Source organism: Cupriavidus sp. 09_S30 (assembly GCF_056930435.1).
On the sequence record NZ_JBXOWI010000001.1, the window covers coordinates 3,539,382 to 3,553,938 of the forward strand.

Sequence of the window (14,557 nt, forward strand, 5' to 3'; positions counted from 1 at the left end):
GGGTTCGTCGGTGCGCCCGCAGCCGGGCAAGGCGCGGTGGCCCCGCGCGCAAACCCTGAGTTTAACGCAGCGCAGCAACGCCGAGGCGGCGCGTGCTACATATTGCGGCGATACTGTCCACCGACCTCGAACAGCGCGTGCGTGATCTGCCCGAGCGAGCACACCCGCACCGCGTCCATCAGCACGGCGAACACGTTCTGGTCGGCCACCACGGCCTGGCGCAGCCGCTCCAGCATGGCCGGCGCCTCATCTGTGTGCGCGGCGTGGAAGGCCGCCAGGCGGGACAGCTGGCTCTGCTTCTCGGCCTCGCTGGAGCGGGCCAGCTCGAGCTTTTGCGGAATCGGGTCGCCCGCGGGATTGCGGAAGGTGTTGACGCCGATGATGGGCAGGGAGCCGTCGTGCTTCTTCTGTTCGTAGTAGAGCGATTCCTCCTGGATCTTGCCGCGCTGGTAGCCGGTTTCCATCGCGCCGAGCACGCCGCCGCGCTCGGCGATGCGCTCGAACTCCTGCAGCACCGCTTCCTCGACCAGGTCGGTCAGTTCCTCGACGAGGAAGCTGCCCTGGTTGGGGTTCTCGCACCTGGCCATGCCCCACTCGCGGTTGATGATGAGCTGGATGGCCAGCGCGCGCCGCACCGACTCCGGCGTGGGCGTGGTGATGGCCTCGTCATAGGCATTGGTGTGCAGCGAATTGCAGTTGTCGTAGATGGCGATCAGCGCCTGCAACGTGGTGCGGATGTCGTTGAAGTCGATCTCCTGCGCGTGCAGCGAACGGCCCGAGGTCTGGATGTGGTACTTGAGCTTCTGGCTGCGTTCGTTGGCGCCATACTTATCGCGCAGCGTCACCGCCCAGATGCGCCGCGCCACCCGGCCCAGCACGCTGTACTCGGGGTCCATGCCGTTGGAGAAGAAGAAGGACAGGTTGGGCGCGAAGTCGTCGACGTGCATGCCGCGCGCGAGGTAGGCCTCCACATAGGTGAAGCCATTGGCCAGCGTGAAGGCCAGCTGCGAGATCGGGTTCGCGCCGGCCTCGGCGATGTGGTAGCCGGAGATCGAGACCGAGTAGAAATTGCGTACCTCGTGGTGGACGAAGTACTCCTGGATGTCGCCCATCACCTTGAGCGAGAACTCGGTGGAGAAGATGCAGGTGTTCTGGCCCTGGTCTTCCTTCAGGATGTCGGCCTGCACGGTGCCGCGCACGTTCTGCAGCACCCAGGCGCGCACCTTGGCCTCTTCCTCGGCGGTGGGCGCACGGCCGTTGTCGGCATGGAACCTGTCGAGCTGCTGGTCGATCGCCGTGTTCATGAACATCGCCAGGATGGTCGGCGCCGGCCCGTTGATGGTCATCGACACCGAGGTGGACGGGCTGCTCAGGTCGAAGCCGTCGTACAGCGCCTTCATGTCGTCCAGCGTGGCGATGGACACGCCGGAATTGCCGACCTTGCCGTAGATGTCCGGCCGCAGGTCCGGGTCCTCGCCGTACAGCGTGACCGAATCGAAGGCGGTGGACAGGCGCTTGGCCTCCATCCCCTCGGACACCAGCTTGAAGCGGCGGTTGGTGCGGAAGGCATCGCCCTCGCCGGCGAACATGCGCGTCGGGTCCTCGTTCTCGCGCTTGAAGGCGAACACGCCCGCGGTATAGGGAAAGCTACCCGGCACGTTCTCGCGCATCAGCCAGCGCAGCACCTCGCCTTCGTCCTCGAAGCGCGGCAGCACCACCTTGTGCACCTTGGTGCCCGACAGTGTGGTGCTGACCAGTGCGGTGCGGATCTCGCGGCCGCGGATCTTCACCACGTACTCGTCGCCGGCGTAGGCGTGGCGCATCTCCGGCCACTGCGCCAGCAGCGCGCGCTCGGCGCTGCCCAGCGCGGCCTCGCGCTCGGCCTCCAGCGCCTCAAGCCCGTCAAGCCGCGCACCGGCGCCGTCGTCATCTTCCGCCTGGCCAGACTCGCCCAGCATGCGGCGCGCCTCGCGCAGTTGCTGCCGTTCGCGCGCCAGCCGGCTCTGCTCCGCCACGCGCAGGTGGTAGCCGCGCACCGTGTCGGCCAGCTCGGCCAGGTAGCGGCTGCGCGCCGGCGGCACGATGACGTTGCGCCCGGTCGAGACGTGGCCCGCCACCGCGGGCAGCGCGCCGGGCGCCAGCCGCACGCCGCGCGCCGCCAGCGCCTCGCGCAGCCCCTGGTAGAGCATGGTCACGCCATCGTCATTGAAGCGCGAGGCCTGCGTGCCGTAGACCGGCATCTCCTCGGCCTTGGCATGCCACTGGCCGCGGTTGCGCTGCACCTGCTTGGCGACGTCGCGCCAGGCATCCTGCGCGCCCTTGCGGTCGAACTTGTTGATGGCGACGAAGTCGGCGAAGTCCAGCATGTCGATCTTCTCGAGCTGGCTGGCCGCGCCGAACTCGGGCGTCATCACGTAAAGCGACAGGTCGGCGTGCGGCACGATGGCGGCGTCGCCCTGCCCGATGCCCGAGGTCTCCACCACGATCAGGTCGAAGCCCGCCACCTTGCAGGCCGCCAGCACATCGGGCAATGCCTGCGAGATCTCGCCGCCGGAGGCGCGCGTGGCCAGCGAGCGCATGAAGATGCGCGGGTGGTGGATGGCGTTCATGCGGATGCGGTCGCCCAGCAGCGCGCCGCCCGACTTGCGGCGCGAGGGGTCGAACGAGATCACCGCGATCGCCAGAGAGTCGCGCTGGTCCAGCCTGAAGCGGCGGACCAGCTCGTCGGTCAGCGAGGATTTGCCGGCGCCACCGGTGCCGGTGATGCCGAGCACGGGCGTGGCGACGGTGCCGGCCTGCGCGTGCAGCGCCTGCACCAGGCCCGCCTCGGCGGCGCCGTTCTCGAGTGCTGTGATCAGTTGCGCGAGCGCGCGCCGGTCGCCGCCGCGCACGCCGTCCAGCGTGGTGGGCGCGTAGCGCGTCAAGTCGATGTCGCAGCGCTGCACCATGTCGGCGATCATGCCGTCCAGGCCCAGGCGCTGGCCGTCCTCGGGGCTGTAGATGCGGGCCACGCCGTAGGCCTGCAGCTCGCGGATCTCGTCCGGCACGATCACGCCGCCGCCGCCGCCGAACACCTGGATGTGCTCGCCGCCTTGCTGGCGCAGCAGGTCCATCATGTACTTGAAGTACTCGACGTGCCCGCCCTGGTAGCTGGAGACCGCGATGCCCTGCACGTCTTCCTGCAGCGCGGCGGTGACAACTTCGTCGACCGAGCGGTTATGGCCAAGGTGGATGACCTCGCAGCCGTGCGACTGCAGGATGCGCCGCATGATGTTGATCGAAGCATCGTGCCCGTCGAACAGCGATGCCGCGGTGACGAAGCGGATCTTGTTGGCGGGTGCGCAGGGCGCGCCTGGCGCCTGTGCGCCGCGCGTTGCCTGGCGTGCGTCGGAAAGATCGGTCATGTCTCCACCCCTGTGCGGTGTGCCGGCACGCGCACGGCGGGCCATCCATCGCGGATGCGCCGCTCTGTGGCGGCTCAGCGCTCGTCGTGGCGGGACTGCCCGGTCGATTATATGCCGCTTGCCTGAGCGCCACAGCCGGCGCCGAGGCGCGCTGTGCGCCTTGGTGGAGGGGGAAAAGGGGAAAGGGAGGAAAGCCGGCGGCACGCCCCGCCGCCGGCACAGGGGAATCAACGCCCCACCTGCGGGCACTCGCCGAAGGCCGCGGTGCGGTGCCGGCGCAGCCGCCGCCACAGCAGGACGGCGGAGAACACCAGGCGGCGCCAGGACAGCGGTGCCGGCGCCTGCGCCAGCTGGAAGCGGGCGCCGCCGCGCTCGGCCGACAGCCAGACCCTGGCGCCTTCCGGCGGATCGAAGGCTGCCCCGGGCAGCAGCCAGATGTCGGGACTGCCGCCTTCCAGCGTCAGCCAAAGACGGCCTTCGAGCGCGGTCACGCGCTGGCCGTGGCTGGCGCGCCAATTGATGGGCGCGCCCGATCCGTCGAGTTCGAAAGTCCGTAGTTCGCGCATGATCTGCCTCCTTGCTGCGCCACCGAGCTTCCATTATTCATGGCGCAAACTACAATCCCATGCACAGTTGCGGACAGTTTTCGATGGACTGTTCAGCAGTTTTCCCTGACACTTCGCCTTTCGGCCGGGCCGCAGGGCATTCCCGGTGTTTCCGCCATGCTGAAACTGAGCCTCGACCCCGCAGGCGCCGTCCCGCTGACCGAGCAGATCACCACAGCCATCAAGGGCTGGCTGGGCTCGCACGATGCCCGCCCCGGCGCGCGCCTGCCGTCCATCCGCCAGATGGCGGCGGAGCACGGCATCAGCCGCTTCCCGGTGATCGAGGCCTACGACCGGCTGGTGTCGCAGGGCCTGCTCGACTCGCGCCAGGGCTCGGGCTTCTATGTGGCGGACAGCCCCTTGACGCGCCGGGCCGGACGCGGCTGGTCCGACCCCAGCCTGGCCGAGGACCTCTCCGACCACATCATCGAGCAGTTCCACCATCCGAGCGGCACGCTCAAGCTGGCCGGCGGCTTCGTGCCGGAGAGCTGGCGCGACGTGGAAGGACTGACGCAAGCCATCCGCCAGGTGTCGCGCAACGACATCGACAGCGTGATCCACTACGCCACCCCGCTCGGCCACGCCGAACTGCGCCAGCAGGTGCTGATGCGGGTGCGGCAGCTCGGCATCGGCGCCGAGCTCTCCCAGGTGCTGATCACCTCGGGCGCCAGCCAGGCGCTGGACCTGATCGTGCGCCACCTGCTCAAGCCGGGCGACACCGTCTTCGTCGAAGACCCCGGCTACTACAATCTGTTCGGCCTGCTGCGACTGCACGGCGTGCGCCTGGTGGGCGTGCCCCACACCCCCGACGGCCCCGACCCGGAGGCCGCCGAAGCCCTGCTGCGCGAGCACAAGCCCAAGCTGTTCTTCACCAACAGCGTGCTGCAGAACCCGACCGGCTCCACGCTGGCACCCCCGGTGGCGTTCCGGCTGCTGGAACTGGCGCGCCGGCATGGTTTCCGCTTCGTCGAGGACGATATCTTCTCCGACTTCCAGACCCACTTCACCGACCGCCTGGCCACACTGGACCAGCTCGACCACGTCATCTACGTGGGCGGCTTTTCCAAGACGGTGTCGGCCGCGCTGCGGGTGGGCTATGTGGTCGCCGACAAGCATCTCGTCAAGGACCTGGTGGACGTGAAGGTGCTCACCAGCGTGGCGGGCTCGCAGTTTGCCGAGGCGGTGACGGCGGCGCTGCTGGAACGCGGCGCGTATCGCAAGTATGTGGAACGGCTGCGGCTGCGCGTGCGCCAGACCTCAGCGGGCGCGGTGCGGCGCCTGCGCGAATGTGGCTGGGAGGTGTTCTGCGAGCCGGCGGGCGGCAACTTCCTGTGGGCCCGGCCGCCGGGCATCGCCGACTCACGCGAGCTGACCCAGTTGGGCGAGCGCTACGGCGTTGCACTGGCGCCGGGCAATTTCTTCCGCCCCGGCGGCGAAACCACCGCCTGGGTGCGCATCAATGTGGCCTATGTGGAGGAACCGCGCGCGCTGGCCTTCCTGCGGGAAGCTGGGGCGCGCGGCTAGGCGCCGCCGCGAGGAGCGCTGCGGGCAGGAGGCGCCCCCTTGCGGTGGCGCCCCCTTGCGAGGCTAGCGCACGGGGCTGGCGCTGTGCAGCACGGCGTTGCGGCGTGCGTAGAGGAAATAGATGGCCAGGCCCAGCGCCAGCCACACCAGGAAGGCCACCCAGGTCAGCGGCTCGAGGTGCGCCATCAGGAACAGGCAGAAGCCCACCGACAGCAGCGGCACCACCGGCACGCCGGGGCAGCGGAAGGCGCGCGGCAGGTCGGGCCGGGTACGGCGCAGCACCAGCACGGCGATCGAGATCAGCGAGAACGCCGACAGCGTGCCGATATTGATCAGCTCGGCCAGCACCGACAGCGGCACGAAGGCGGCGATCAGCGCGAACACGATGCCGACGGTCCAGGTGGCGAAGAACGGCGTGGCGTGCACCGGATGCACGGTCGACAGCTTGGCCGGCAGCAGACCATCGCGCGACATGGCGAAGATGATGCGGGTCTGGCCGTAGGTCATCACCAGGATCACCGTGGTCATGCCGACGATGGCACCCAGGTCAACGAAGCCCGCCACCCAGTCCTGGCCGGCGACCTGCAGCGCCAGCGACACCGGGTGGTCGATGCCGGCGAACTGGGCGAAGGGCACGATGCCGGTCATGATCGCCGCGACGATCACATACAGCACGGTGCAGACCGCGAGCGAGCCGACGATGCCGATGGGCAGGTCGCGGCGCGGATTGCGCACCTCCTCCGCGGCCGAGGTCACCGCGTCGAAGCCGATGAAGGCGAAGAACACCAGTGCCGCCGCGTTGAAGATGCCATTCATGCCGAAGGGCGCAAACGGGTGCCAGTTGGCCGGCTTCACATGCCAGACCCCGACGCCGATGAAGAGCAGCACCACGCCGATCTTGATCGCCACCATCAGGTTGTTGATGCGCGCCGACTCGCGCACGCCGTAGGACACCACCCAGGTGATGGCCACCATGATCAGGAAGGCCGGCAGGTTGAACAGCGTGTGCGCGCCTGGCACCGCGCCCGGCGCGGCGGTCAGCGCCACCGGCAGGTGCAGGCCGAAGCCGGCCGCCAGCGACTGGAAGTATCCTGACCAGCCCACCGACACCGCCGAGGTGGCCAGGCCATACTCGAGCAGCAGGTCCCAGCCGATCATCCAGGCGATGATCTCGCCCAGCGTGGCATAGCTGTAGGTGTAGATCGAGCCAGACACGGGGATGGCCGAGGCGAATTCCGCGTAGCACAGCGCGGCGAAGCCGCAGGCCATGGCCGCAATGATGAAGGACACCATCAACCCCGGCCCGGCGGTCAGCGCCCCGGTGCCGGTCAGCACGAAGATGCCGGTGCCGACGATGGCGCCGATGCCCATCAGTACCAGGTCCACCGGACCCAGCACCTTTTTCAGTCCACCCACGCGGCTTTCGGCCAGCATGGCGTCGATATCCTTGGTACGAAACAAACTCATGAAAAGGTCTCCTGCATACGCCGCCGCGATCACACCAGACATGGCCCGGCAGGGCGACACCTCGTGCGGACGCAATGGCATCCGGGTCTGCGAGCAGCCGGGTAGACTGCACCGCCCGCCGGCACGCTGGTAGCGCGCCGGCCCCGGTATCTAGTGAATCGCCCGCGCCGCCAAAGCGGCGCGGACGGCTTGTGCCGCGCGGTGCGCCCGCCGGATCACGGCGGCCACGCCGCGAAATGCGGCGGCACCGCCTTCCCGGAGGCCGGGTCGACGGCGAAAAACGCGCTAGTTTACTCCTGCTGGCTGGGCGCCGGCGTCACATGGGCATCACAAGGGTTCGCGAGCCGGGCTGTGCGCTTGGAGATGCAAGCCGCAGCGCGGGCATCGAGAGGCGTGCGGTCCCCTGGGAGTCAGGGCGCGACAGAGCGGCCGAGGCCGGGGAAGGTGGGGGAAAAGGAAGGGAGGGAGAAGGCGGGAGGTAGCGGCACAGATGCGCCGCGCCAACGACACTGACGGCACCGCCGGCGGCGCGGCCAGTGCTGTCAGTGAGGTCGGTGCAGGTCGGCTTACTTCGCCACCGGCATGGTGAATTCAGCGCCCTTGCCGATGCTGTCCGGCCAGCGCTGCATCACGCTCTTGTAGCGGGTATAGAAGCGCACGCCTTCCTCGCCGTAGGCGTGGTGGTCGCCGAACAGCGAGCGCTTCCAGCCGCCGAAGGAGTGCCAGGCCATCGGCACCGGGATCGGCACGTTGATGCCGACCATGCCGATCTGGATCTGACGCGCGAAGGCGCGCGCGATGCCACCATCGCTGGTGTAGCAGGACACGCCGTTGCCGAACTCGTGCGCATTGATCAGCGCCACGGCTTCGGCGAAGTCGTGCACGCGTACCACCGACAGCACCGGCCCGAAGATCTCTTCCTTGTAGATCGTCATGTCCGGCGTGACATGGTCGAACAGCGTGCCGCCGACGTAGAAGCCGTTCTCGTGGCCGGGCACCTTGTGGCCGCGGCCGTCGGTGACCAGCCGGGCGCCCTCTTCCACGCCCTTGGCGATATAGCCCTCGACCTTGGCCTTGTGCGCGGCAGTGACCAGCGGGCCCATTTCCGCATCGGTCTCCATGCCGTTGCGGATCTTGAGCGCCTGCGCGCGCTCGGCCAGCTTCGGCACCAGCTTGTCGGCCACGTCGCCGACCGCCACCGCCACCGAGATGGCCATGCAGCGCTCGCCGGCCGAGCCGTAGGCGGCGCCGACCAGCGCATCGACCGCCTGCTCCAGGTCGGCATCGGGCATCACCACCAAGTGGTTCTTGGCGCCGCCCAGGGCCTGCACGCGCTTGCCGTGCCGGGTGCCTTCCGTGTAGATGTACTCGGCGATCGGCGTGGAGCCGACGAAGGACAGCGCCTGCACGTCGGGATGCGCGAGCAGGGCGTCCACCGCTTCCTTGTCGCCCTGCACCACATTGAAGACGCCGTCGGGCAGGCCGGCCTGCTTGAGCAGGTCGGCGATCAGCAGCGAGGGCGAGGGATCGCGCTCGGAGGGCTTGAGCACGAAGGTGTTGCCGCAGGCCAGCGCCACCGGGAACATCCACATCGGCACCATCACCGGGAAGTTGAAGGGCGTGATGCCCGCCACCACGCCCAGCGGCTGGCGCAGGTTCCAGTTGTCGATGCCACCGCCGATGTTGTCGGTGAAGTCGGTCTTGAGCAGGTTCGGGATGCCGCAGGCGAACTCCACCACCTCGATGCCGCGCGTGACTTCGCCCTTGGCATCGGAGAAGACCTTGCCGTGCTCGCTGGTGATCAGCGCGGCCAGGTCGTCGTGGTGCTGGTCGAGCAGTTCCTTGAACTTGAACAGGATGCGCGCGCGCTTGAGCGGCGCGGTTTCCGCCCAGGCGGGGAAGGCGGCCTGGGCAGCCGCCACGGCCTCGGCCACGTCCGCGCGCGTGCCAAGCACCACGCGGCGAGCGGCCTCGCCGGTGGCGGGATTGAACACGTCCGCGAAGCGCGTCGAGGCCGAGCGCTTCACGGCGCCACCGATGTAATGCTGGACTTCGGCGATCTGCCGGTTTTCTGCGATGTTCACTTGCGTCTTCCTGATGGTTCTGCGCGCGCCCTCACTGCACCTCGTGCAGCACCTTGCGCACCGTGTCGAACATCTCGCCGATCTGCGCCTCGCTGATGATCAGCGGCGGCGAGAAGGCCAGGATGTCGCCGGTATAGCGCACCAGCACCCCGCGCTCCAGGCACTTGAGGAAAGCCTCGTAGCCGCGCGCGCCCGGCTGGCCGGCGCGCGGCTCCAGCTCGATGCCTGCGACCAGGCCCAGGTTGCGGATGTCCTTCACGTGCGGCGCGCCGCGCACGCTGTGCGCCGCCGCTTCGAAGGCGGGCGCCAGCTCGGCCGCGCGGCCGAACAGGTTCTCGCGCTCGTAGATGTCGAGTGCGGCGACGGCGGCCGCGCAGGCGAGCGGATGGCCCGAGTAGGTGTAGCCGTGCGGCAGCTCGATGGCGCCTGCCGCCGCCGCGTTGACCACGGCGTCGTGCACCTCGCGCTTGACCGCCACCGCGCCCATCGGCACCGCCGCGTTGTTGATGGCCTTGGCCATCGTGATCAGGTCGGGCGTCACGTTGAAGCGCTCGGCCGCGGTGGCCGCGCCCAGGCGGCCGAAGGCGGTGATCACCTCGTCGAAGATCAGCAGGATGCCGTGCTTGCTGGTGATCTCGCGCAGGCGCTCCAGGTAGCCCACGGGCGGCACCAGCACGCCGGCCGAACCGGCCAGCGGCTCGACGATGACGGCCGCGACGTTGGACGGGTCATGCAGCGCCAGGATGCGCTCGAGGTCGTCGGCCAGGTGCGCGCCCCATTGCGGCTGGCCCTTGGAGAAGCCGGCCTCGGCGATGTTCAGCGTGGCCGGCAGGTGGTCGGTGCCCGGCATCAGGTTGGCCGAGAACATCTTGCGGTTGCCGCCGATGCCGCCCACCGCCATGCCGCCGAAGCCCACGCCGTGATAGCCGCGCTCGCGGCCGATGATGCGGGTGCGCTGGCCCTCGCCGCGCGCGCGGTGGTAGGCCAGTGCGATCTTCAGCGCCGTGTCGACCGATTCCGAACCCGAGTTGGTGAAGAAGATGCGGTCCAGGCCCGCGGGCATGATCTTGGCCACCTTGGTGGCCGCCTCGAAGGCCAGCGGATGGCCCATCTGGAAGGGGGGTGCATAGTCCAGCGTCTGCAGCTGGCGCGCCACCGCCTCGGTGATCTCGGTACGGCCGTGGCCGGCGGCCACGCACCACAGGCCAGCGCTGCCGTCCAGCACCTTGCGGCCGTCATGGGTGGTGTAGTACATGCCGCTGGCGGAGACCAGCAGGCGCGGTGCGGCCTTGTACTGCCGGTTGGCGGTAAAGGGCATCCACAGGGCGTCGAGATCGGGAATCACGGTCTTGGCAGCGTCCATACGTCCTCCTCGGGGCGGTTGGGTGCGCGGGCGCGCGTTGCATTGAGAATTGTCGGATTCGGCCAATGTAACGATGTGGGCAGGCCGGCAGAATATACGGTTGATAAATCCCCGCCTTACCGTACAGTTTAGGCGCCCGTCACCGTACAGGCCGAAACCGCCACAGCGGCGCCATGGCGCAAGCTTCCGCCCCTGCCGGCAGGTGTTGGGGAGCAGGAATTTCTTGCCACCTGCCGCGCCCGCAGTGGCTTTTTGCGCTGCACTGCATCATTCGCAGGCCGGATTCCCGGCATGTCGCTGGCTCTTCACGCGCCCTGCCAGCTCAGCGTAGACTGTACAGGTCCAAGCCGTCACAAATGCCCCATGCTGAACCTGCAACTGAGCCGCAGCCGCCGTGGCGGCGAAACCCTGACCGAGCAGATCGTCAACGGCGTCGCCGCACTGATCGAGCGCCGCGCCCTGCGCGCCGGTGCCGCACTGCCTTCGGTGCGGCGCTTTGCCACGCAGCACGGGGTCAGCACCTTCACCGTGGCCGAGGCCTACGGCCGCTTGACCGCACTGGGCTACCTGAGCGCGCGCGGCGGCTCCGGCTATACCGTCGCGCACCGCCACACCCCGGCCGGACAGGCGCCGGCGCCGCGCTGGCAGACGCCGGAACTGAACGCGGGCTGGCTGCTGTCCGACGTGTTCGCCGACCACTCCGTGCCGATCAAGGCCGGTGCCGGCTGGCTGCCGGGCGACTGGCTCAACGAGGAAGGGCTGCACCAGGCCATGCGCGCCGCCGCGCGCGTGCCGGCGGCCCAGGTCTCGGGCTACGGCCATCCCTATGGCTTCGGCCCGCTGCGCGAGCACGTGGCGGCCGGGCTGGGCCAGTACGGCATGCCGGTGCAGGCCCAGCAGGTGGTGCTGACCCAGGGTGCGACGCAGGCGTTGGACCTGGTGGTGCGCACGCTGCTGCGCGCGGGGGACACGGTGCTGGTCGAGGCGCCCTGCTACTGCAATCTGCTGCAGATCCTGCGCCTGGCGGGCCTGCGCGTGATCGGCGTGCCGCGCACGGAAGCCGGCCTCGACACCGACGCGCTGGACGATGCCATCCGCGCGCACGCACCGCGCGCCCTGTTCGTCAACACGGTGCTGCAGAACCCGACCGGCGCCTCGCTGACCAGCATGAACGCGCACCGCGTGCTGCAACTGGCCGAGCGGCACCGGCTGCTGGTCGTGGAGGACGACATCTACCGCGAGCTGGCGCCGGCCGGCTCGCCGATGCTGGCGGCCATGGACGGTCTCTCGCACGTCATCTACATCAATGGTTTTTCCAAGACCATCGCCCCCTCGCTGCGGGTCGGCTACCTGGCGGCCAGCCCGGACCTGGCCAAGGCACTGGCGCGCACCAAGATGGCGGTGGGCCTGACCTCGTCGGAAGTGACCGAACGCCTCGTCTACTCGGTGCTGACCAGCGGCCACTACGGCCGGCATGTGGCGGCGCTGGCCGAGCGGCTGCGCGCCCAGCAGGACCGCGTGACGGAAACGATGGAGGCCCACGGCCTGGAGGTGCTGCTGCGCCCGGAGGGCGGGATGTTCGCCTGGGCGCGGATGCGGCCGCAGGAAGCGGCGCGCGGCGGGCCGCCGCCGTCGGGCAACCTGCTCGCCAGGCTGGCGCTGGAACATGGCGTGTGGCTCGCGCCGGGCTCCTACTTCGAGCCGGACGAGACCGATTCGCCGTGGATACGCTTCAACGTGGCCACCAGCGATGCGCCTGCGCTATGGCAGTTCTTCGACGAGATGCGCGCCGCCGGGCCGCGCGCACGCGCGGCCTGACAGCGGCCCGCGCCGCGCCTAGACCTGGAAACAGACCTAGAAACGGTAGCGGACGTAGCCCGTGTAGAAGTTGGTGCCGGGGTTAGGTTCCTTGATCCCGGCATTGGAGATGTGCTGGAAACGGAAGCCGGCCTCGTACTGTCCCCTGGCGCCGAACATGGCGCCCACGCCGACGATCTCGGAAAACTGGAAGGCCGTGCCCGAGCGGTGCTCGTCCGAGGTTTGGGTGCTGCTCATCACCCGCGCGCCCAGTCCGAGTTCCAGGAAGGGCACGATGCCGGCGCCGTGCTTTTCCAGCCGCACGATCGGCGTGAAGCCGAGTTCCGTCACGTTATGGCGGTTGGTTCCGCTGTTGGGGATCCACTCGGCAAGCTCCGCCTCCCACTGCAGGCGCAGCAGCCAGTTTTCCGGGTTGCCCCAGTTAAAGCCGGAGTCCCAGTTCAGGGCGATTTCATACTTGTTGATGTTGTGGCTGGGATCGCGGCCGAACGCTGCCTGGACGGTCGGAGCGGCGCGCGCGGTACCACTCAGGCCCGCTGCCAGCAGGGCGGCGGCAAGCAGCGGGCGCAGCGGGCGCGGGGAGCTTGGCGGTTGAACATGATGTGCACGACCATCTTCTGCTTTTATCATGATCGAAACCCGGTTCAGGATCGTGGCGACTTGCCTGCCCGTCGTGGCGCAAGGGAGGGACGATCAGGTCCAGAGACGTTCGACTATCCAGCTGGCAGTCGCGCAGACGGCAAGCCAGACACCCAAACAGCCAGCAATAAAGCGATACGTCATCTCTGAATCAACAACAAATAGTGCAATAGAAACAAAATCCTTGAGAATTATACATCCATTCGTGAATGTATGTATCGCTCCTTACCACATCCGTATGAACTTTCTCCCCGCTGTGATGCATGTCTGCACAGCATAGGTCACTCAGAGCAAGGTGGTGGTCCTAAGCGTCGCTTGACGACATTGCAGTGTGGCAGCCAGGCGTCAGCCACGACCCAGTCGCACGGATGCGGCCCGCCCCCCTTTCCTTCTTCGCGTTTTCGCGTCTTTGCGGCATGCGCCGGTCGCGCCATCGCTGGCGCGACCGGCCAGGCTCAGACGACCGTGGCGTAGGCCAGGGTCTTCGGCGTCTTGACGATCACTTCCGGTTCGGCGCCCACCACCACCGTGTCGTCCAGGCGGAAGCCGCCGAGTCCATACACATAGAGCCCCGGCTCAGCCGAGTACACCTCGCCCGCCAGCAGTTCGCGCGTGTTGAAGGCCATGTCTTCCGGATATTCGTGCAGCATCAGGCCAACAGCGTGGCCGGTGCGGTGGAAGATGTACTCGCCCAGGCCGGCGCGCTCGATGACCGCCTGCGCGGCGGCGTCCATGTCGCAGACACGGCGCCCGGTGACCGCCGCCTGCACGGCGGCGTCGGTGGCCTGGGCCGCCACCTCGTACAGGCGCGCCTGGCGTTCGTCCGGACGGCCGCAAAACCAGGTGCGCTCGTTCTCGACGTAGTAGCCGTTCAGCCGTGGCAGTATCAGGTTGACGATGGTGTCGCCCGCAGCGATGCGCGCGCCGCAGGCCGCCCCGTCGCCGTGCGGCGATGCCGAGGCGGGGCCGGCCAGGGTCCAGCATTTCAGGATATCGAAATCTTCGCCGGGGAAGCGTCGCGCGGCCTCCTCCACCATCAGCGCCGACATGGCATGGTCGAGTTCCTGCGTCAGGCGCCCGGGGCGGATATTCTCGCGATAGCGGTCCTGCACCCAGTCGGTCAGCGCGCCGAGCGCGCGCATCACCTGCAGTTCCTCCGCATGCTTGACCCAGCGCATCGCCCGCATCTCGGCCAGCGCCGGGCGCAGCATCAGTTCGGGCAGGTAGCGCTGCGCGGCGCCCAGCAGGGGATGCGCCACGTCCACCCCGATACGGCTGGCGCCCAGGCCGCGCGCGGACAGGCGCGCGGCGAGCAGTTCGGGCAACTGCGGCGCCAGCGCAAGCCGCTGGGCCACGCGCGGATGCTCGGCGTAGTAGCTGACGTCGCGCAGCCAGACCGTCTCCCGTTCGGTGGCAAAGCGCATGTGGTTGGTCGACAGCTCGTTCATGACCGCGAAGGGCTCGCCGTCGCGCGGCACCACGGCAAAGACCGGCCGTTCCCAGGGCCAGACGTCGAGCTGGAAATTGGTGGCGAACTGGAAGAAGTCCGGGGTGGTGAAGACAAGGGCATCGAGGCGGCAGCGGTCCATCAACTGGCGCATCATGGCCATGCGGTAGTCGCGCACGGCGGTGGTGATCTTCGGCATGGTGGTC

9 protein-coding genes are annotated in these 14,557 nt (G+C 68.6%); 2 read left to right on the forward strand and 7 right to left on the reverse strand.

Features of this window, described 5'->3' with window-relative positions:
- Window positions 1-95 precede the first annotated feature (95 nt).
- The gene (gene icmF / locus AC1Z3O_RS16570) at window positions 96-3,404 is read right to left on the reverse strand and encodes a fused isobutyryl-CoA mutase/GTPase IcmF (protein ID WP_483516790.1); all 3,309 of its coding nucleotides are present in this window, start codon (window positions 3,402-3,404) and stop codon (window positions 96-98) included.
- Between the two features lie 227 nt (window positions 3,405-3,631).
- Window positions 3,632-3,970: a DUF2917 domain-containing protein gene (locus AC1Z3O_RS16575; RefSeq protein WP_483516791.1), complete on the reverse strand. Its 339-nt coding sequence runs from the start codon at window positions 3,968-3,970 to the stop codon at window positions 3,632-3,634.
- 159 nt (window positions 3,971-4,129) lie between these two features.
- Here AC1Z3O_RS16575 and AC1Z3O_RS16580 point away from each other — a divergent pair, with 159 nt between their 5' ends.
- Window positions 4,130-5,533, forward strand: coding sequence for an aminotransferase-like domain-containing protein (locus tag AC1Z3O_RS16580; protein ID WP_483517636.1), 1,404 nt, complete (start codon window positions 4,130-4,132; stop codon window positions 5,531-5,533).
- Window positions 5,534-5,596: 63 nt separating this feature from the next.
- On the opposite strand, the gene bcaP is transcribed toward AC1Z3O_RS16580, so the two are convergent.
- The 3 genes from bcaP to aptA form a co-directional block, all read right to left on the reverse strand.
- Window positions 5,597-7,000, reverse strand: coding sequence for a branched-chain amino acid transporter BcaP (gene bcaP / locus AC1Z3O_RS16585; RefSeq protein WP_483516792.1), 1,404 nt, complete (start codon window positions 6,998-7,000; stop codon window positions 5,597-5,599).
- Window positions 7,001-7,566: 566 nt separating this feature from the next.
- Window positions 7,567-9,084 carry a CoA-acylating methylmalonate-semialdehyde dehydrogenase gene (locus tag AC1Z3O_RS16590; protein WP_483516793.1) on the reverse strand — a complete coding sequence of 506 codons (1,518 nt, stop codon included), beginning with the start codon at window positions 9,082-9,084 and terminating at the stop codon, window positions 7,567-7,569.
- A gap of 31 nt (window positions 9,085-9,115) precedes the next feature.
- Window positions 9,116-10,447: an omega-aminotransferase AptA gene (aptA, locus tag AC1Z3O_RS16595; protein ID WP_483516794.1), complete on the reverse strand. Its 1,332-nt coding sequence runs from the start codon at window positions 10,445-10,447 to the stop codon at window positions 9,116-9,118.
- A gap of 363 nt (window positions 10,448-10,810) precedes the next feature.
- Between aptA and AC1Z3O_RS16600 the strand changes: the two genes are divergently transcribed.
- Complete coding sequence (locus AC1Z3O_RS16600) at window positions 10,811-12,265, forward strand: aminotransferase-like domain-containing protein (protein WP_483516795.1); 1,455 nt, start codon at window positions 10,811-10,813, stop codon at window positions 12,263-12,265.
- Between the two features lie 36 nt (window positions 12,266-12,301).
- On the opposite strand, the gene AC1Z3O_RS16605 is transcribed toward AC1Z3O_RS16600, so the two are convergent.
- Complete coding sequence (locus AC1Z3O_RS16605; protein ID WP_483516796.1) at window positions 12,302-12,895, reverse strand: acyloxyacyl hydrolase; 594 nt, start codon at window positions 12,893-12,895, stop codon at window positions 12,302-12,304.
- 464 nt (window positions 12,896-13,359) lie between these two features.
- Window positions 13,360-14,550, reverse strand: coding sequence for a M24 family metallopeptidase (locus tag AC1Z3O_RS16610; protein ID WP_483516797.1), 1,191 nt, complete (start codon window positions 14,548-14,550; stop codon window positions 13,360-13,362).
- Between the last annotated feature and the right edge of the window lie 7 nt (window positions 14,551-14,557).